Origin of the sequence: Erwinia sp. S38, from assembly GCF_016624545.1 — a bacterium.
Lineage (GTDB): Bacteria > Pseudomonadota > Gammaproteobacteria > Enterobacterales > Enterobacteriaceae > Erwinia > Erwinia coffeiphila.
In genome coordinates this window covers 26,373-43,496 of record NZ_JACVTS010000030.1, presented here as the reverse complement: position 1 = coordinate 43,496, position 17,124 = coordinate 26,373, and the positions used below count along the sequence as shown (strand labels likewise).

Annotated in this window: 19 protein-coding genes and 1 pseudogene; 4 read left to right on the top strand and 16 right to left on the bottom strand. The window is 50.0% G+C overall.

Annotated features, from left to right (window positions below; translation table 11 throughout):
- Positions 1 to 111: 111 nt before the first annotated feature.
- The 3 genes from umuC to IBT46_RS24555 form a co-directional block, all read right to left on the bottom strand.
- Positions 112 to 1,374 carry a translesion error-prone DNA polymerase V subunit UmuC gene (umuC, locus tag IBT46_RS24565; protein ID WP_200547794.1) on the bottom strand — a complete coding sequence of 421 codons (1,263 nt, stop codon included), beginning with the start codon at positions 1,372 to 1,374 and terminating at the stop codon, positions 112 to 114.
- On the bottom strand, positions 1,374 to 1,796 hold the full coding sequence (gene umuD / locus IBT46_RS24560; RefSeq protein ID WP_200547793.1) for a translesion error-prone DNA polymerase V autoproteolytic subunit: 423 nt from the start codon (positions 1,794 to 1,796) through the stop codon (positions 1,374 to 1,376). The genes umuC and umuD overlap by 1 nt, the downstream gene beginning before the upstream one ends.
- 224 nt (positions 1,797 to 2,020) lie before the next feature.
- Entirely contained in the window at positions 2,021 to 2,914 is an 894-nt protein-coding gene (locus IBT46_RS24555; RefSeq protein WP_200547792.1) for a DMT family transporter, read from the bottom strand.
- Positions 2,915 to 3,042: 128 nt separating this feature from the next.
- Here IBT46_RS24555 and IBT46_RS24550 point away from each other — a divergent pair, with 128 nt between their 5' ends.
- A complete protein-coding gene (locus IBT46_RS24550; protein ID WP_305038808.1) occupies positions 3,043 to 3,480 on the top strand; it encodes an Lrp/AsnC family transcriptional regulator in 438 nt (145 codons plus the stop codon).
- Positions 3,481 to 3,617: 137 nt separating this feature from the next.
- Here the strand turns inward: IBT46_RS24550 and IBT46_RS24545 are convergent, their stop codons facing one another.
- The gene (locus tag IBT46_RS24545) at positions 3,618 to 4,148 is read right to left on the bottom strand and encodes a GNAT family N-acetyltransferase (protein WP_200547791.1); all 531 of its coding nucleotides are present in this window, start codon (positions 4,146 to 4,148) and stop codon (positions 3,618 to 3,620) included.
- Positions 4,149 to 4,294: 146 nt separating this feature from the next.
- Here IBT46_RS24545 and IBT46_RS24540 point away from each other — a divergent pair, with 146 nt between their 5' ends.
- Positions 4,295 to 4,663: an RND transporter gene (locus IBT46_RS24540; RefSeq protein WP_105592769.1), complete on the top strand. Its 369-nt coding sequence runs from the start codon at positions 4,295 to 4,297 to the stop codon at positions 4,661 to 4,663.
- Between the two features lie 149 nt (positions 4,664 to 4,812).
- Here the strand turns inward: IBT46_RS24540 and IBT46_RS24535 are convergent.
- A pseudogene (locus IBT46_RS24535) lies at positions 4,813 to 4,986 on the bottom strand (NADP-dependent isocitrate dehydrogenase); the annotation flags it as partial.
- Between the two features lie 464 nt (positions 4,987 to 5,450).
- On the opposite strand from IBT46_RS24535, the gene IBT46_RS24530 reads away from it, so the two are divergent.
- Entirely contained in the window at positions 5,451 to 6,218 is a 768-nt protein-coding gene (locus IBT46_RS24530) for a hypothetical protein (protein WP_200547789.1), read from the top strand.
- A 212-nt stretch (positions 6,219 to 6,430) separates the two neighbouring features.
- Here the strand turns inward: IBT46_RS24530 and IBT46_RS24525 are convergent, their stop codons facing one another.
- The gene (locus IBT46_RS24525) at positions 6,431 to 7,696 is read right to left on the bottom strand and encodes a Y-family DNA polymerase (RefSeq protein WP_200547788.1); all 1,266 of its coding nucleotides are present in this window, start codon (positions 7,694 to 7,696) and stop codon (positions 6,431 to 6,433) included.
- Between the two features lies 1 nt (position 7,697).
- On the bottom strand, positions 7,698 to 8,117 hold the full coding sequence (locus tag IBT46_RS24520) for a translesion error-prone DNA polymerase V autoproteolytic subunit (protein WP_200547787.1): 420 nt from the start codon (positions 8,115 to 8,117) through the stop codon (positions 7,698 to 7,700).
- 71 nt (positions 8,118 to 8,188) lie between these two features.
- On the opposite strand from IBT46_RS24520, the gene IBT46_RS24515 reads away from it, so the two are divergent.
- Complete coding sequence (locus IBT46_RS24515; protein WP_200547786.1) at positions 8,189 to 8,434, top strand: DinI family protein; 246 nt, start codon at positions 8,189 to 8,191, stop codon at positions 8,432 to 8,434.
- A 453-nt stretch (positions 8,435 to 8,887) separates the two neighbouring features.
- Here IBT46_RS24515 and IBT46_RS24510 read toward each other — a convergent pair whose 3' ends face one another.
- The 9 genes from IBT46_RS24510 to IBT46_RS24470 form a co-directional block, all read right to left on the bottom strand.
- Positions 8,888 to 9,595, bottom strand: coding sequence for a hypothetical protein (locus IBT46_RS24510; RefSeq protein WP_200547785.1), 708 nt, complete (start codon positions 9,593 to 9,595; stop codon positions 8,888 to 8,890).
- The gene (locus IBT46_RS24505) at positions 9,592 to 11,409 is read right to left on the bottom strand and encodes an SGNH/GDSL hydrolase family protein (RefSeq protein WP_200547784.1); all 1,818 of its coding nucleotides are present in this window, start codon (positions 11,407 to 11,409) and stop codon (positions 9,592 to 9,594) included. Before IBT46_RS24505 ends, IBT46_RS24510 begins: the two co-directional genes overlap by 4 nt.
- Before the next feature lie 95 nt (positions 11,410 to 11,504).
- Positions 11,505 to 11,936 carry a tail fiber assembly protein gene (locus IBT46_RS24500; protein WP_200547783.1) on the bottom strand — a complete coding sequence of 144 codons (432 nt, stop codon included), beginning with the start codon at positions 11,934 to 11,936 and terminating at the stop codon, positions 11,505 to 11,507.
- An 8-nt stretch (positions 11,937 to 11,944) separates the two neighbouring features.
- Positions 11,945 to 12,772 (bottom strand): hypothetical protein, encoded by an 828-nt coding sequence (locus tag IBT46_RS24495; protein ID WP_200547782.1) that lies wholly within the window; start codon positions 12,770 to 12,772, stop codon positions 11,945 to 11,947.
- 37 nt (positions 12,773 to 12,809) lie between these two features.
- The gene (locus tag IBT46_RS24490; RefSeq protein WP_200547781.1) at positions 12,810 to 13,493 is read right to left on the bottom strand and encodes a YmfQ family protein; all 684 of its coding nucleotides are present in this window, start codon (positions 13,491 to 13,493) and stop codon (positions 12,810 to 12,812) included.
- Positions 13,490 to 14,638 (bottom strand): baseplate J/gp47 family protein, encoded by a 1,149-nt coding sequence (locus tag IBT46_RS24485; protein WP_200547780.1) that lies wholly within the window; start codon positions 14,636 to 14,638, stop codon positions 13,490 to 13,492. The genes IBT46_RS24490 and IBT46_RS24485 overlap by 4 nt, the downstream gene beginning before the upstream one ends.
- 2 nt (positions 14,639 to 14,640) lie before the next feature.
- The gene (locus tag IBT46_RS24480) at positions 14,641 to 15,078 is read right to left on the bottom strand and encodes a phage GP46 family protein (protein WP_200547779.1); all 438 of its coding nucleotides are present in this window, start codon (positions 15,076 to 15,078) and stop codon (positions 14,641 to 14,643) included.
- Entirely contained in the window at positions 15,075 to 15,665 is a 591-nt protein-coding gene (locus tag IBT46_RS24475; protein ID WP_234480280.1) for a phage baseplate assembly protein, read from the bottom strand. Before IBT46_RS24475 ends, IBT46_RS24480 begins: the two co-directional genes overlap by 4 nt.
- 18 nt (positions 15,666 to 15,683) lie before the next feature.
- Entirely contained in the window at positions 15,684 to 17,087 is a 1,404-nt protein-coding gene (locus IBT46_RS24470) for a DNA circularization protein (RefSeq protein WP_200547778.1), read from the bottom strand.
- Between the last annotated feature and the right edge of the window lie 37 nt (positions 17,088 to 17,124).

Genomic DNA, 17,124 nt, shown 5'->3' with positions numbered 1-17,124 from the left:
CGAGCCCGGATAAACAGGCCATCGCCGGAACCGGGATGGGATGAAACGGCAGGCCATTGCACTACACAGGAGCAACGCCTATCGAAAAAAGTGCACATATCCCCCGGCGGATTACTTCGCCAGCGGCAGGTCCTGATAGCGGGTGGTATAAGCCGGTGACAGCATTTCGCGCTTCATCGCCCAGGGTTTCTGAATCCCCTGCCCGGCAAACCACAGCGTGCCCCTGCCACTCTGGTTCACGCGGTCGATCACCTGCATCAGTGCCTCGCTGTTCTGCTGCGGTTTGAAATCATCGAACAGATTAAGCTGCGAAACGCCGTGGCTGAAAAAGTCGCCGAGCATCACCCCGGCCTTCATATATCGGTGCCCGTCGCGCCAGATGCGATCGAGTGCATGCATCGCGGCACGAATAATATCCCGGGTATCATTGGACGGCGTCAGCAGCATACTCATCGCCTGATTGCCGTAAAACGGTTCATTCACCGTATGCGGACTGGTGCGAATAAACACCGCAATCTGCCGACAGTACTGCTTTTCTGCCCGCAGCTTTTCCGCCGCGCGCACCGCATAGTTACACACCGCTTCACGCATATCGGCATAGTCAACGATCCGCGAGGAAAACGAACGCGAGCAGAGGATCTGCTGCTTGTTCGGTGCCTGTTCCTCCAGCGCCAGGCACGGTTCACCGCGCAGTTCTCGCACCGTGCGTTCCAGCACCACGTTAAAGTGCTTGCGGATAATCCACGTGCTCTGTTCCGACAGATCTTTGGCGGTGATAATCCCCATGGCATTCAGCTTCTTGCTAATTCGCCGACCCACACCCCACACCTCTTCCACCGGCACCAGCGCCATCAGCTTGCGCTGGCGATCCACGTTCGACAGATCCAGCACGCCGCCGGTCTGGGTCCACGTTTTAGCCGCGTAGTTGGCCAGCTTGGCCAGCGTTTTGGTCTGGGCAATCCCCACGCCCACGGTCAGGTGCGTATCACGCTTCACCGTTTCACGGATCTCGTGCCCGAATTCTTCCAGCACCCGGCAGTTGCGTACGCCGGTCAGATCGATAAACGCCTCATCGATCGAGTACTCCTCGACCGCCGGAGCGATCGCCTCCAGCGTGGTCATCACCCGGAGACTCATATCGGCGTAAAGCGCATAGTTTGAGCTGAATACGTTCACCCGGTGCTGCCGCAGATGGTCTTTGATTTTAAAATAGGGTTCGCCCATTTTTACGCCGACCGCCTTTGCCTCCGCCGAGCGGGCAATCACGCAGCCGTCGTTGTTGCTTAACACGCAGACGGGTTTACCCTTCAGGTCCGGCCTGAACACCGTTTCGCACGAAGCGTAGAATGAGTTCACATCCACGAGGGCAAACATCACTTACCCAGCGTTTTAATCACGTGTTTCACCACGCCGAAGATGTCGAACTGATCGGCATCGGGAATCGGCATAATCGAATAGGCGGAGTTCATCGGCCGCAGGTGCAGATAAGGCCGCAGCATCAGCTGCTTGACGGTGAATTCGCCGTCCAGCGCCGCCACCACGATATCGCCGTGTTCCGCCTTCTGCGAACTGTCCACCACCAGCATGTCGCCCTCGCCAATTCCACCTTCAATCATCGAATCGCCGCTGACCTTGATAAAGTAGGTTGAGCTGGGGTGGCTCACCAGCAGGTCATTGAGGTCGATGCGCTGCTCAATATAGTCCTGCGCAGGCGATGGAAAACCACAGGGCACCCGGCTGATAAACAACGGCAGGTGCAGAATGGCGCGGATTTCTGCGGGCTGATAAAACTTCATGGTTACGATCTCAAACGATTACTGTATATAAATACAGTAATATTGTTTTACCGCTTTGATCAAGGTCAGAAACAGATGGTTTTTGTAAAGCGGTTGCTGGAAAAGGGAATTTATTTTGCCTCGGTGTCGGGCTGACGCACCTGCTTCATCACACGCGGGCATCCGCACTCGAACGACTACGACTAACGCGGAAAGCGATACCGGGGGCCAGCCAGCCCCCCTGCCTAATTATTAACCGCACACGGCTGCGCTGGCAGCCGCTTAACACGCATCATCCCGGCTGCCGCCAGCAAAATAGCGGCGGTCCCCGCCACCTGCAACGGATGTAATCGATGCCCAAAAGCCACGGCATCCACGATAAACGCCACCACCGGGTAGATAAATGAAAGCGCGCCGGTAAGGTGAGTTGGCAGGCGCTGGATCGCGCCGTACAGCAGGATATACATTAATCCGGTATGCACGACGCCCAGTGTCATCAGCAGCGACCAGCTGGCGGGCGCAATGGCATCGTGGCTTTGCAGCGCAAACGGCAGCAACAGCACCGTTCCTACCAGCACCTGTACCAGCGCAATTAAATGCGGCGGCATTCCACTGAGTTTTTTAGTGATAAGCGCCGCCAGGGCATAGAAAAATGCCGCCCCCAACGCCAGCAAAATCCCCAGCAGATAATCGCTGCCGCTGACGGCGACATCAGGCCGCGCCTGCACAATCAGCAGTAACCCGGCAAATGACAGCAGCAGCCAGCCCAGCTTCGCCCGCGTCAGGCGTTCGTGCAAAAACAGCGCGCCCAGTCCCACCAGCATAAACGGCTGGGTGTTATACACGGCCGTCGCTATAGAGATGGATGCGCGTGAATAGGCGGCAAACAGTAGTAACCAGTTAACCACGATAGCCACCCCGCCGAGTGCCGCCAGCAGGAGCTGACGCCGGGAGATCCGCCCGTGCCGCAGCAGCCCCATTGCTGCACAGACGGGCAGCAGGGTCAGTGCGCCAAACAGACAGCGCCAGAATACCACTTCGGTTACCGGCCTGCCGGAAAGCGTCACCAGCCAGCCGATGGTGCCGGAAATGATCATCGCCGCCGTCATCTCCAGCGTGCCGCGTGTCGTGTTGTTCATCAGATTTCCCAAATGTGTCGGATCGCGTGGTCAATAATTTACCCGCAACTTCGACAAATTCACCTGCGATAAACAAGGCACTTATGCAAAAATACCTGTGTTAAAAAGGTAAAAACGGAGAAAAACTGATGGCCCTGGATGATATCGATCGCCGCCTGCTCGCGCTGTTACAGACCGATGCCCGGACGCCGATTAAAGCGCTGGCTGAACAGATCGGCCTTTCCGCTCCCGCCGCGGCCGAACGGCTGCGACGTCTGGAAGATCGCGGTGTAATTTGTGCTTTTACCGTCGAGGTGGATGCGCACGCGCTGGGCTACTCGCTGCAGGCCATCGTCCGCATCAAGCCGCTACCGGGAAAACTGCATGAGGTGCAGAAGCTGCTGGAATCCATTCCTGAACTGGCCGAATGCGACAAAGTGACGGGCGACGACTGCTTTATCGCACGCCTGCATCTGCGTTCCATCGAGCATCTGGATTTTATTCTGGATCGCATCACCGATAAGGCAGAAACCAACAGCGCGATTGTGAAGTCTCAGCCGGTTAAGCGGCGGTTACCGGGGTATTGAAGCGTGGCCGACTGGCATCACACTGCACGTTCAGCGTGAAGGGCCGGCTCAGAATGAGATAACTTTTCGGCCTGAAATTGAGATTTTTGATAACTTTTTTTGATAACTCTTTATATGCCAGCCAACAAAAACGAACATTATTGTTTATCCCATTCGGCGTGGGTCAGTGTAAACAGCATGCTGGCGGGCGCATTTTTCACATCATGAATGTCCCGTACATATCTGAGTCCGGCATTCGTCAGGACTTTCTGCGATGCCAGGTGATTTGCTCTTACTGTGGCAGATATATCAGGTAGTTTGATTTCACCAAACCCATAGCTGACCGCATAGTGAGCAAACTCTGTCGCCAGGCCTTTTCCCCACGACTCCGTGGAGAAGCGATATCCCAGGCTATTGATAGAAATATCAGCATAACTGCGGATGTTTAACCCGCCAAAACCGATAATTCTTTCGGGATTATCCTTCAGCGAGATAGCCCAACTTCCGAAAGCGTAATCCTCCCAATGCTTAAGCCATTGAGCCAAAACACCACGGGCATAATCAATATCAGGATACGGTCCTGCAGGATTAAACGTATTTGTGGCAGGGTCGCCATAAATTCTGAAAAGGTCATCTGCGTCTGAGCTGATTACGGGGCGAAGATGCAGTCGAGCGGGAGTTATCGGCAAAATGTCTCCTGAGTTTTCGATTGATTCAACGAATTATCTTGCTGTTTTTATAGCCAGAATCCTTCAGCTTCACAACAGGTTACATACAGCATCACAAACTTATAAGAACTTATGCTGTGATAATCTTTTCAAAACGAGCTGAAAAAATGAGAAAAATTATTGTTTTGTCGCTGGTATCTGCTTTGGCGTCATTCACTCACTTCGCGCAGGCTACTGACTGCGAACCGAATGATCTGGGTGGCTATTCTTGTGTAAATGACGATGGTTCAACCAGCGACAGCATGCCGAATGAGATGGATGGTACGGATACGATTTCCAGCAAAGGGGGCTTTACCAGTACGGATTCAGGCGATGAAGAAGCCGATGCTGAGCTTGATGGTTCATCACTCAACTCAGCCAACGATTCAGCAAGTATGAATACGAATGATGCCTTAAAAGGCAGAGACTGGAATGCGCCGTCCAATATTAATGACGGTGCGGCAACGTCCAGCCTGGACATGACAAATCATCAGTGAACAGATATTCATGCAATGTGGCTGGCTGAATCGACGTTCCTGAAACTTTGGATTTATTAGTTGGCGACATATATAAAAATCAGTCCATAAGCACAACAAAAACGGGGGCCAAATCGGCCCCCCGTCTTCACAATCATCAACGGCACATATTACATGTGGCTGATCATTGCATCGCCAAACTCTGAAGATTTCAGCAGTTTAGCGCCGTCCATCAGACGCTCGAAGTCATAGGTCACGGTTTTGGCGTTAATGGCGCCTTCCATGCCTTTAACGATCAGGTCTGCGGCTTCGAACCATTCCATATGGCGCAGCATTACCTTAGAAAATTCAAATTAAATTATTGATATATATAGACAAATAAGCGATAAACATGGTTGTAATCGTTGGTTTAATCCCATTGCAACCCTATGAAATACTTAGAGTAAAATTTAGTTTTGGGGAAGGACTTTCCCCTCCATCAATACAGAGAGCAAGGGATTTTAAATCAGGGTTAAACGCCATATATTTCATTATGTTAGATTGGTTGTTCGCCATATACTTTAACCTATCAATTCCTTATTTATCAGTAATTTAATTTTTCTAACTAAGTGATATGGCGAAGATTTCATATAGCCCCAAGACTTCCACTAACCTGCCTACCCCATCCCTGCGCCAAAACGCTTGCTAGACATTAAATCTGATTGTATCAGATCATTTATAAAAAATATTGTAACTTAATAGATAATTGCCTCATAATAAAAAACATTAAAACCCACTATGAGTTAGATGTTAAATGATAAATCAAAAGGTGATTGATGGTCTTGCATGGCTTTATTCTTTCTTTGATATTAAGCTACTAACCATAATTGCAACAATCTTTACTATTTATTTTGGATACCAAAAGGTAACTAGGAAGATATGTGTTTCTTATAGCCTTAGCCAAGGGAAGTTATACAAATCGCATGTTACAAATTTTGTAATTTCCAACAAAAGAGACAACTCAATTATCATAAAGTCAATAGATATGACAATTGGAACAAAAGGCACTGTTAGCTTGATGAAACTCGATGAACCATTGGTATTGAAAGGATACGAGGCCAAGTTACTTGACATCCCAAAATATAGCTTCATCCATGGTGATAATGGCGATGTTTTTATCGATATTTTTGAACGATTATCTTTTAATGTAATAACCATGTCAGGAGATGTTATAGTTTGCGAAACAGAGAGTCCAATTACTAAAGATAATGCAGATGGTCGATTAACTAAGGTAGTAAGTACCTTTGATGACATTGTTTTGACGGATAAAATGGGATTTATTTTCAAATACAGAATTAACAACACAGTTAAATCCACAATCTTTGATAAATTCGGGTTCATACCAGAAAACACACCATTTGGATATAACAAATTCAACGATATGTCGTCCGATTCATTCGGGAGCTTCTTAATTAGTAATGGCTACCATGATTATTATGATGATTACAGTCTCTACGAGGTTACAGATAACCTCGAAGTGCCTCTGGTATTTAATAAACACATGATGAAAAATAAAATTAACAATGAAAACACTTAAGCAAGACGATTCATGTATAAAAGTAAAGCTCAGCAAACGGTCATGGGTGTCCGGGGTCGGAGGTTCAAATCCTCTCGTGCCGACCAAATACCTTAGAAAAACCAGCCTCTTACGGCTGGTTTTTTGTGCCTGAATTTTGTACGGGGAGTTAATGGGGAGAAATGGGGGAGAATCCCGACCAGTTGCCCTGACGACTTCTGCACCTTGTTTGTTCACCTTACCTTCAGGAGATCGTCGAAGCGCGTAGTGTAGCGCGGAGATAACATTTCCCGTTTCATCTGCCAGTTAGTCTGTATACCCTGCCCCGCAAAATACAGAGCTCCTCTTCCGTTCTTCGCGTTCAGGTGGTCCAGAACCTCCATCAGTTTTGCACTGTTCTGACGGGGTGCGTTGTCATCAAAAAGATTGAGCTGGGCAACCCCCTGGCTGTAGAAGTCGCCAAGCATCACACCCGCTTTCTGGTATCGATGGCCATCACGCCAGATTGCATCCAGGCACCGGGTAGCCGCAGAAATGATGTCCCTGCTGTCCTGAGTTGGTGTGAGAAGCTTTACCGATGCGCTCTTACCGTAATAAGGCTCGTTCGGTGCAAAGGGGCTGGTTTTGACGAATGCCGAGATAAAACGGCAGTACTGATGCTCACCACGCAGCTTCTCTGCAGCGCGGGATGCATAACTGCATATCGCCTGCCGCATTTCATCACAGGACGTTACCCTCTCACCAAAAGACCTGCTGCAGACGATTTCCTGTTTCACCGGGGCAAACTCTTCCAGTGCGAGGCAGGACTCGCCGCGCAACTCTCTCACCGTTCGTTCAAGAACGACATTGAAGTGCTTCCTGATGAAACTGGTCTCGGTATCGGCCAGCTTGAGCACAGTATCAATGCCCAGCGCTTCCAGTTTTTTACTGATACGCCTTCCGACACCCCAGACTTCATCAACCGGCAGTACAGCCATCAGCTTTCGCTGTTTATCCATATTTGAGAGGTCCACCACGCCACCGGTCTGTCGCTGCCATTTTTTTGCTGCATGGTTTGCCAGCTTCGCCAGCGTTTTGGTCTGGGCAATGCCCACGCCGACAGTCAGGTGTGTTCTGCTCAGGACAGTCTCACGTATTTCCCTGCCAAAGTCGGTAAGGTCGCGGCAGTTACGAACGCCTGTCAGGTCGCAAAAAGCCTCATCAATGCTGTAAATTTCACAGCGTGGTGAAAGCTCCTCCAGCGTTGTCATCACCCGATTCGACATATCGGCATAGAGCTCGTAATTACTGCTGAAGCAGATCACGCCGTGCTGGCGAAACGCATCTTTTTGTTTGAAGTAAGGCTCCCCCATCTTCACGAAGGGCTTTGCTTCAGCAGAGCGCGCAATCACACAACCGTCGTTGTTCGACAGGACGACCACCGGCCGTCCTTTCAGGTCAGGACGAAACACCGTCTCACAACTGGCGTAGAAGGAGTTCACATCACAGAGCGCGAACATCTCAACTGGCCGATTTGATGATGTAAGTCACGACACCGAACACATCAAGCGTGTCTTCGCTGCCAACGACGATAGGTGAATAAGCGCTGTTCATCGGATTAAGCTGCACAGTCGGGCGGATCTGCAGTTTTTTCACGGTAAACTCACCGTCCACAGCTGCGATAACAATATCTCCATGCTCTGCTTTGCGGGAGCTGTCGATGACAAGAAGATCCCCCTCACTGATCCCCCCTTCAATCATGCTGTCACCAGCGGCTTTCACGAAATACGTCGCGCTCGGATGGTTTATTAACAACTCATTGAGGTCGATGCGTTGCTCTACGTAGTCCTGCGCCGGGCTGGGAAAGCCGCACGGCACCAGGTCGCTGAATAGTGGTATCAACATGGCTTCAGGGCTTTCAGTCGGCATGTAAATTTCCATTACTCTTTACCTTTTCACTGTTTATTTAAACAGTATATACTGTAATTACATCCAGCACAGAGGGCAAGGAAATGTTCGTGGAACTGATTTATGACAAGCGAAATGTCGAAGGTTTACCTGGTGCGCGTGAAATCATCCTGAATGAGCTGACAAGGCGCGTTCAGCGGATATTTCCAGGCGCAGAGGTAAAGGTGAAGCCAATGATGGGTAACAGCAGTATCAATACTGATGCCAATAAGTCCGAGAAGGAAAAACTCAATCGGATGCTGGAAGAGATGTTTGATGAGGCGGATATGTGGATGGTAAACGATATCTGAGGAGCCAGCAGATCTTAGCCCCCGTACGTTTAGATCCACATGCCGAACAGACGTTATGGAAACCAGCCTCTTACGGCTGGTTTTTTTGTGCCTGAATTTTGTGCGGGGAGTTAGCGGGGATTTCGTAGTAGCTAGGCAGGATGCCCTCCCGTCAATAATAACTGCATATGAATACAGTATACTTAATAACCGTAATGGTTAGTGAGTGAAGGAAGAAATCGGACACAATTGATTACAACTCAACACATAGATACAATCATCATTAGGATCAATCCGATTTATAAATGGAAGTTAAATGAATTCAAGGATTTTTGTAAGGTTTGCTGCAATTCTTTCCTCAGTCTCTTTGTTATCTGGATTCACAAAGTGGCCAGATATCATGTTTATATCCAATATCATCATGATTTTTATATGGGCTCATGCTGAGTGGGATTGGTGGAGAAACAAGAAAAATTAAGGAACTGTTACCCCTCGAGCTGTCATGATGTCCCACACCGTACCCATGCGGGATGCCAGCGTTGCATCATCAGTCAGCTCGTTGTAGAAAAGCATCATGCCAATTGTCCCGGCACCACCGGACGCGTATGCGGGGCTCAGGCTGGAAGGCTGCCCGTTCACGTAGAAGGGTGCTGTCCCTGCATTACGGGCTGTTACAGCCTGAGAAGTAATCCCACCTGACCGGGTTATGCGCTCTATCAGGGTGCTGCTGTAGCGGTGCGCCTGCAGCGTCCACGCCCCTGTTGACTGCGCGACAAGTGTTGTCCCCATATCCGTCGCTCCCACGCCCAGAGAAACGGTGGCTCCCGTTGCCCGGTGGAAGATACCGTCCTTGATTGATGCGGCTGTAGAGCCTGGCTTACCGTTTCCGTACAGCCAGCGGTTACCACCGGCCGTGGCCGTGGCCAGATTCCAGCAAAAGATGACTGTCATCTCCGGCGTATCTGCAAACGGCAGGGTCATGACATGGTCCGGGTCGTTCAGTAACACAGCGCCTGATGCGTCGAATGTTCCGTTCCAGCTGAAGTCGTTACCGCGTCCGCTGAAATCTTTCGTGCTCAGCATGTTGTACCCGGCGACCATCGTATCGGATATCAGCGCAGCAGAAGGGTTGATAAGCGGGAGGTCCGGGTTGTTGATGGTGGTATCAAGCACGATTCTCATACTAACTCCGTTATTTTCAGCAGGCTGACCTGACCGACAGATGCCTGCGCTGTTGTTGTTTTCAGTTTCAGGGTGGCACTGGTCACTCCGGCGGGTACCGTAAACTCATAGCTGAAGTACAGGAAGCCTTCCGTTGATACTTTCCAGTCACGGATTCCTGCCAGGTGGGTTGCCCCGGAAATCAGATACAGCTCAAACAGCGCATCGCCTGTTTTTGCGAAAAATCCAAGCTGCAGGCGGTCAGAAGGGATAAGGGTTACTGTCTTTTCAGCTTCATGCCCGGTCAGTGACCATGCGTTACCCTTTATCTCACCAGACGCCGCAACGGCTGACACGCCCGTTTTTGTTACGGTCCAGCCTGCAGGGTTTGTCCCGTCACTGTCGAGGAAAAGACAGTTCTCCAGCAGGTTGTTGCTTATGGCCGGTGACAACTGTTCGTCAGCACGCGGAGCGTACACCGGTGCTGACCACTCTTTCAGGCCGTCAGCCAGCGCGCGCCCCATGGCGCGCGCACCGAACCCGTTCGGGTGCGAAACGTCCTGGTTCCAGCCGGGTGTCCAGTCTCCGTTCAGTGGGTTAACCGTGTAGCGGTGCAGGTCAGCCAGGGGCAGCCGGTATTTACGGGCGTACGCCCTGAGCCACGCATTGATTTTATGCTCTGCAATACGTTGCGTGCTGCTTGTACTGTTTCCCTGAGCAGACATTGTGCAGACGACAGGAATAATCCCCTTCTGACGTAAACGGCGAAATATTTTAAGAAACGCCGGGATTGTCACGGTTTCAACATCGATCCCCTGCACCACATCGTTTCGGCCGCACATGACCACGCAGAATGTTGTGGCTGCCTGCTCAGCTTTAGATACGTGCGTGTTAAGCACCTGGGTGACCGTATATCCTCCGGTAGCTGATATCCCTTTCAGTCGCAGACGGCCAGCGGTCATCATTGACGCCCATGCATGCCAGGACTGATCGCGCACGCACGGTGCGTATGAAGTCCCGCTGTTATTCGTGCCGGAATAAGCGACGCCGTAGGCGGTGATTGAATCACCGATAGCAAAAAAATCCCCTTCCAGTGGACCCCGGTGGTTGTGCAGGGGCTCTCCTAGGTAGATTTTTTTTCCGGTATCAGGGTATGTGCCAAAAAGTACCCGCCCCGCTCTGTCTACTTCCGGAAATAGGTATGCATCACCATCCTCAGAAGTCGCTGAAATTTCATTGGCTGAGATAGTCCCTGATGCCACCTTGTCAACGTTGATAGCAGGAGTTTTCACTCCTCCCGGGAAGTTGAAAAGGCCCATGCGATCCGAATATGCAAGGCCTTTTCCTTTGTTATCGGTGATTTCGAGAGGGTAAGCTGATTCAGATTCGGTTCTGAGCCCTTCCGTCCTTCTGTTTACGCTGTCTGCGGTATCCCTAACGTTGGCTATTTCTGCCTGTGATGGCATTCTCCGGCCCGTCGGTACCAGCGTTCCGGCATTATTGACGTACTCATCAGCCAGCGAACTGCCGTCCAGGCTGCGCACATACGTAGTCGAACCTGCAGGGATGTTGGCAATGTCTGCCTGCGCAGCGACAACAGACATGTACTGACGACTGAGGGGGATAAGGTTTTGAGTAGCCAGCCCTACCGCTGACGAGCTTTCTGAAAATACTTTTTTTATGACCCCAGCCAGGCTATCACGTTCATGACCAAGCCTGTCCAGAAATGAATCAGCCTCAACCCCCATAAAGTCATCAAAAGCCAGGGCGTTGTCATTCACATCCTTCATGCTATTTGAAGGCCTTGAGTTTCTGGTGTTGTATCTTTCAGCCATGGAAGCTCCTCTCAACAACGAATGCATTGAGAATCAATAAGATTAAAATTTTCACTTTTAACTTTAAGTAATGAAGTTATAGAAAAACTTAAATTTCAAAACGCAGGGTAGGCTGGCCATTCCAATCCGGCGACAGATACATCGACGCGATTTAATGCAACCCGGTATTTTTTGAGAGAGATGAGTTTTTCTTTTTCGTCATCCGTGGCTTCACCCAAATCGATCGCATCCTGCAGGGGGTAAATTTCATCTGTAGCCAGTTTCATTAAACTGGTTTTCTTCTGCGTGTTACTGGCAATAACTTCTTCTTCGGTTGGCTCTGGCTGAGCTGAAAGGATTGGGTAGCCGTCTTTATCGGCAATAATCCTCTGCCCGGCTTCCTGACCAGAAATTAAACCTGCGAAAGTTTCATCGTTAATCTCGACAATATCATCAGGCAGGCCATTGATGCTGTTTTCATAAATTTCTTTCTTTGAGGCAGGGTAAATCCCACCAGTACTGGCGCTATAAAGATATTTTTCCGACATTTTTCACCTCAGTAACCAACGGCCAGCCATGTAGCGCCGCGTTCATTTTCGTACATCACAGCAGTAAATCCACTGACAGTTTGGTTAGTGGCGATTAAATTTGACGTGGAATCGCCGGCTACTGCGTTCTCATTTTTGGTCATCACAACGCCAATGCAGGCGTTGGGGAATGCCTGGGGAAACGTGACACTACTCTGATCGGCTGTGCGTGTAACACGCCCAACCTGAATCATAAAACCGGTAGAGCCATCCTGATGACGACCATTGGTCGGAGCAAAGAAACCCGCATTTAGCTTGTTATAGCGGCTGTCAGATTCTGTTCTGCTGTAGACCTCTCCCGTTGAGTAAACGCTGAGATTAGTGCGTGCCCCTGAAGCGGTTGTTGCCCCAGTCCCCCCTCTTGTAATGGGAGCTGTGTCGACTTCAGCCAGAGCCCCAAGGCCGAGATTAGTTCTTGCGGCGGCGGCAGTAGTTGCGCCTGTTCCCCCTTTGGTGACAGGAACTGTATCTTCAATTGCGACGGAACCGAGGCCGAGATTAGTCCTGGCATCTGTAGCGGTGGTTGCACCAGTACCGCCACTATTTATCGGCAGTGTTGTTGTAGAACCACTATTGATCGCATCGCTAACGATCTTTTTTACAGCCTGCAGCACCTGCTGGTAATTTGTTGGGGCAAGTGTGATCCCCGCCCCCTCCACCAGAGCTACAAGCTCTCTCTGCCAGGTATTAAATATTTCCGCCAATAATATTGTAGGAGGAACGCCCTGGGCAACATTACCATTAGTGAACTCACCATTATTATCAGCGGTGTCTGTAACTGAACCAACTTTTTGCATGGCGTTACCTATGTAAATTAAATAATTAAGAATTTAATCAGAATAGAGAGATATACCCGGATGCTATATCAAATATTTCAGCGAAATCTGGCGTAACTTCATAAACGTTTTCGTCATTGAAACCGAAGTTAATGTATCCAAATTTAACAATGGTATGTGAAGGTGCCTGAGCATTCATTCGACATTCAAGCTGTTTATTACCCCACGAACGTAAAGGGTCACCACAATAGCTCATGCCCGACCGTGCATACGTAATGGTTGTTTCTTCAGCCTCCACAAGCCATACGAATGGCCACTCATCTCCATTTAGCCCATCACCACAAACAGAGAATCCCGATCGGGCCTGCCGGTATTCCCTAATGGTTATGTTATAGCCAAGTGCTTTAGCTATTCCGATAAAATATGCTCGCGACTGCCCTCCTGTGCTGATTAATTTCGAAACAACGGAAGACTGTCTTTTGCCAAATGAATCCACCTCCCCGATAGAACAGTCATCGGGCAAACCCAGAGTCTTTTCCCATTCCGTCAACAAGACAGTGGCTGTGCCGGGAAAGGCTCCTTCAAGCAAACCTATCGCATCGCTGTCACTGCGTTGAAACCCTCCTGCCAGAGCGCTAACCACCGCCCCCTGAACAGTGTCAGAGTCGCGGGGCCATGCAAGGCCAACCGGTATAAGAGATTGTAGCGCCTGCCGGTAATCTTCTTGGGTGTACAGGCTCATGTATAAGTCACCTCACCACGTACTGGCAACTCACCAGTTCCAAGATCGATATTTGAAGATGGTGAAACAAGAATAAACCCCGCTGTGCCGCTGACATCACCAATTGCGCGGTTCAAATCAGATAAAAATATGCGACCAGTGCCCGTTGGATCGCCATCTTCAAAGAATACGCTGTCTATAGCGGTCTCAATCAACTTTGTCGTTTCAGTACCCGCCTGAGAGATGCCATTGATTATAAAATTCACTTTTTTCTCAACTGGGGAGCAGACATAAACCAGAGCAGTAACGGGCTGTAAAGGGTAGATATAGTCGGCTACTCGCCCTTGATCTCCAGTGGCTTTCTGCGCCCCCCAGTCATCCAGTTGAGATATGCCATCCTCACCGACTGGAAATCCATGGTTTGTCTCATCAGTGCCATCGCACATGATGAATATCCCGACTGAACCGGCTCCCATTAGTCTGCGCTTGATCCAGCAACGTGTGACACCAGATACCGATAGTGCCCATTGCTTATAATCAGTGTCGCTCCCTCCCTGTGGTGGATTCTGGTAGGCCAGCAATGCCCGGGCACGGAAGTTTTCCTGTAATTCAATATCGGCACCACCAGTCGCCGGGGAAATCATCACACCGCTGATGTCGATTCCCGCAACAGATACATCCAGGGTCAAAGTAGTACCTGCATCTGAATTACCAGCAGAGCCGCCTCCAGTTACATCGTCAGCAACATCTGGCAGGATAGCGGTCAGTACCCCAGTACCTTTACCGTCTGAATTAATAATTACGCTTTCATTGAGGCTGTAGCGATACCCGTCACCACGCCGCAGCACAGCCCCCTTGCTCACCTTATAGCCACTCGTTCCGGTGAACTGGTATGACGCCACTGACGCAGCGCTGGCAGCACTGCGGTAGATATTCTTTAACCCTGCCCAACCCGCAAGCCATTCATCTGTAGCGCTGAAAGGTGTTGCCTGCTGTGCAATGTAGTCAAGATAGCCATAGTGGAGATGCGCCAATCCTGCATCTGCGTCTGCGAGTATTCGCATATTGGAATAACGTAAAAGCGCCCCGGCATCTTTGAGTTCTGACTGCATTTGCGTGCGGTTAAGCTCTCTAAGCTCCGTCAAAGTCGGACGTTTAAATGGCATAGTTATTGCTCCCAAACCCAAAAAAACTGCATCTTCGCGCTGTCATCACTCTCTGGCTTTCGATATCTGAGCACCATATTCAGGCGTCGGGGGTAAACTATCTGGGTCGCTGCTTCAACAGACGATACAACGCCATCAGATATCAGCCATTGCAGGGCTTCTCGCGCGTAATCTTCCGCCTTCTGTGCCACAGCAGTCGTAAGTTTTTGCCGTCTCAACAACCACAACCTGGAGCCAATGCTCATTTCTTCACCCGAATCGCCCCACCAACCACGGCGATCATCACTGTCCGTACTGTCATCAGCCCGGGCAACCCTGTCGGTAAAAAGGCTGATTATGATTGCCGTCTGGAGGTCGTCACCACTAATAAGATCACCCCGGCCCTCCCTCCATTCAGCTACCAATCGCTCTATATCCCAGAAAGAACTGATGTCACTCATTCAACAGGCTCCCCGGGTTTTTCACTGGTTTTATCTTCATCACCACCCTGAACATTTTTAACGACGTGACTGTGTCGGTTATAAGCATCACGCAGGTCTTTCAGTGTGGTGGTGTTGGTATCGCAGTTATCAATAATATCTCCGGTCGCTTTAACAACCGGCGTATCGAGCAGGATTTCTACTGAGGCCGCAACGGTCACCGTTGTGGCATGACTGACCTTTACCGGCTTATCGTTTGCTTCTATCTCAATTCCACTCTCAGTGAGTCTGATGAACATTCCCCACTGGTTGTAAATCACCACCTCACCAGGCTTTAACCCTCCCTGGCGGTGCTGCTGGTTATTACTGGCAATGATCACTGCGCTGGAACGATCCCCTCCCAGATATGCCAGAACAACATCTGTGCCGATTGGCAACCCGGAAGAAAAACCAAACTCGGCCATTCGCGGTGTATCTCCGCGAACTTCCAGTGACGTCTGGTACTGAAGCTTTTGGATGCCCCCGGCATCGCTGTGCGCTGTGATCCTTCCAATGCCCAGCATCATTGAGACGCGGCGACTTAACTGCCTCAGAAAATCGCTACTCATCGACCTGTCTCCTTTCAATTACTTTCTTAGCGCCCTGAATTTCGCAGGCATAAAGGCCGGATGCCGGGGATTCACTGTCTGCACCAGCTCATCTCCCCGCAAGGAATCCTGATACAGTCGATTGGCGAGAGTCAGTGCTGGCAGGGATGACGGAAGGCTGACCTGAGTCAGTGAGCTGAGCTTTGTGCCCTTCTGTTCATATGCAGCCACCAGAGACTTACGGGTTTCCAGTAAATTAAGATAATCTTCGTCGTCTCCCGCATCAGCTGCCATCAGCAAGGCTTTGTCGAGGGTGTCACACACACGGTTAAGCATCGAGATCGCATCGTTATAACTTGACGGCTCATAACCTGCCGATGCTATTGCCATCGCAGTTGCCGATAAGACACTCAGCAAAATGCTGGCACTTTGAGCGGCAGCATTTTCTGCATCGGTGGCATAGAAAGTAGAATTTTGATAAGTAGCCAGCAGCTCAAGCATTCGAATCTTCTCTTCGACACTGCCATCAAATGCCAAAATTTCATTAATGATGTTTCTCGCGCCCAACGGAAATTCTTCAACCGAACTGACTCCTTCAAATTCTTCTGTGAGACGGATTAAGTCAGCCCTTCCAGTCACCGCCATGGCCATTTTCTGATTTACCAGTGAAGTATAATCCCCGGTGTCTGCGGTTCGACCGACTAACCCGGTAGCACCGGATACATTCCCACCAACGTCACCCTTGCTGTAACGACCGTAACGTGAGCTGCCGAAGGTGGATTTAAGGACATTGCTAAGGTTTGTCACTTCATTCACCGTCCCCTTAACCATATTCCCCCAGAAAACTGCTGTATTGTGCAGCGTCTTTATGGTCTGGGTTACACTCCTGATTTCTCCCTTAACTGTTGCAACGAACCTGGTCGCAGCAATCAGACCCGTACGAAATCCATTTTCCTGTACCGTTGATGAAGCCTGGGTGCTGTCCGTAAGGGCAAACACCTTTAACCCTGACTCAATAACGGTAAGCATAAATTCAAAGGAACGGCCGCTATCAACGCTTTCCAGTACCCGCAACCCACCATCAGGAATGCTGACCGTCAACTCTCCCAGTGTTGGGTGGATAAGGGTTCCAGCGCCTTCCATCTCGCAGGCGGCAACCAGTGAATTACGCTGGGTGATCACATCTGGTGCGTTGTAGGCGAGGCTGTTGTGAACAATAAAGCCACGAATGGTCATTTTTCGTGTGCCACGGCCAAGGTCTTCTACCCAGGCGGTGTTGCGATAAGGATATTCGTGGACAGCCTGACGCCGACCAAAAACACCCTCGACACTCAGAACACCGAACGGCACACCGCGAAAGGATGCTGGCCGAATTTTATCAAACCAGTTCCAGGTATCCTTCGTGCCCAGAAGAGAGGAAATTGCATCATTAATAAGTGCCATTTTCACTCCAAAAAGAAACCCGCACATTGGCGGGTTT

Excerpts from the sequence above, each read along its gene's own strand:
- umuC (WP_200547794.1), bottom strand. The coding sequence starts at position 1,374 with ATGTTTGCCCTCGTGGATGTGAACTCATTCTACGCTTCGTGCGAAACG.
- umuD (WP_200547793.1), bottom strand. The coding sequence starts at position 1,796 with ATGAAGTTTTATCAGCCCGCAGAAATCCGCGCCATTCTGCACCTGCCG.
- IBT46_RS24555 (WP_200547792.1), bottom strand. The coding sequence starts at position 2,914 with ATGAACAACACGACACGCGGCACGCTGGAGATGACGGCGGCGATGATC.
- IBT46_RS24550 (WP_305038808.1), top strand. The coding sequence starts at position 3,043 with ATGGCCCTGGATGATATCGATCGCCGCCTGCTCGCGCTGTTACAGACC.
- IBT46_RS24540 (WP_105592769.1), top strand. The coding sequence starts at position 4,295 with ATGAGAAAAATTATTGTTTTGTCGCTGGTATCTGCTTTGGCGTCATTC.
- IBT46_RS24525 (WP_200547788.1), bottom strand. The coding sequence starts at position 7,696 with ATGTTCGCGCTCTGTGATGTGAACTCCTTCTACGCCAGTTGTGAGACG.
- IBT46_RS24520 (WP_200547787.1), bottom strand. The coding sequence starts at position 8,117 with ATGGAAATTTACATGCCGACTGAAAGCCCTGAAGCCATGTTGATACCA.
- IBT46_RS24515 (WP_200547786.1), top strand. The coding sequence starts at position 8,189 with ATGTTCGTGGAACTGATTTATGACAAGCGAAATGTCGAAGGTTTACCT.
- IBT46_RS24510 (WP_200547785.1), bottom strand. The coding sequence starts at position 9,595 with ATGAGAATCGTGCTTGATACCACCATCAACAACCCGGACCTCCCGCTT.
- IBT46_RS24505 (WP_200547784.1), bottom strand. The coding sequence starts at position 11,409 with ATGGCTGAAAGATACAACACCAGAAACTCAAGGCCTTCAAATAGCATG.
- IBT46_RS24500 (WP_200547783.1), bottom strand. The coding sequence starts at position 11,936 with ATGTCGGAAAAATATCTTTATAGCGCCAGTACTGGTGGGATTTACCCT.
- IBT46_RS24495 (WP_200547782.1), bottom strand. The coding sequence starts at position 12,772 with ATGCAAAAAGTTGGTTCAGTTACAGACACCGCTGATAATAATGGTGAG.
- IBT46_RS24490 (WP_200547781.1), bottom strand. The coding sequence starts at position 13,493 with ATGAGCCTGTACACCCAAGAAGATTACCGGCAGGCGCTACAATCTCTT.
- IBT46_RS24485 (WP_200547780.1), bottom strand. The coding sequence starts at position 14,638 with ATGCCATTTAAACGTCCGACTTTGACGGAGCTTAGAGAGCTTAACCGC.
- IBT46_RS24480 (WP_200547779.1), bottom strand. The coding sequence starts at position 15,078 with ATGAGTGACATCAGTTCTTTCTGGGATATAGAGCGATTGGTAGCTGAA.
- IBT46_RS24475 (WP_234480280.1), bottom strand. The coding sequence starts at position 15,665 with ATGAGTAGCGATTTTCTGAGGCAGTTAAGTCGCCGCGTCTCAATGATG.
- IBT46_RS24470 (WP_200547778.1), bottom strand. The coding sequence starts at position 17,087 with ATGGCACTTATTAATGATGCAATTTCCTCTCTTCTGGGCACGAAGGAT.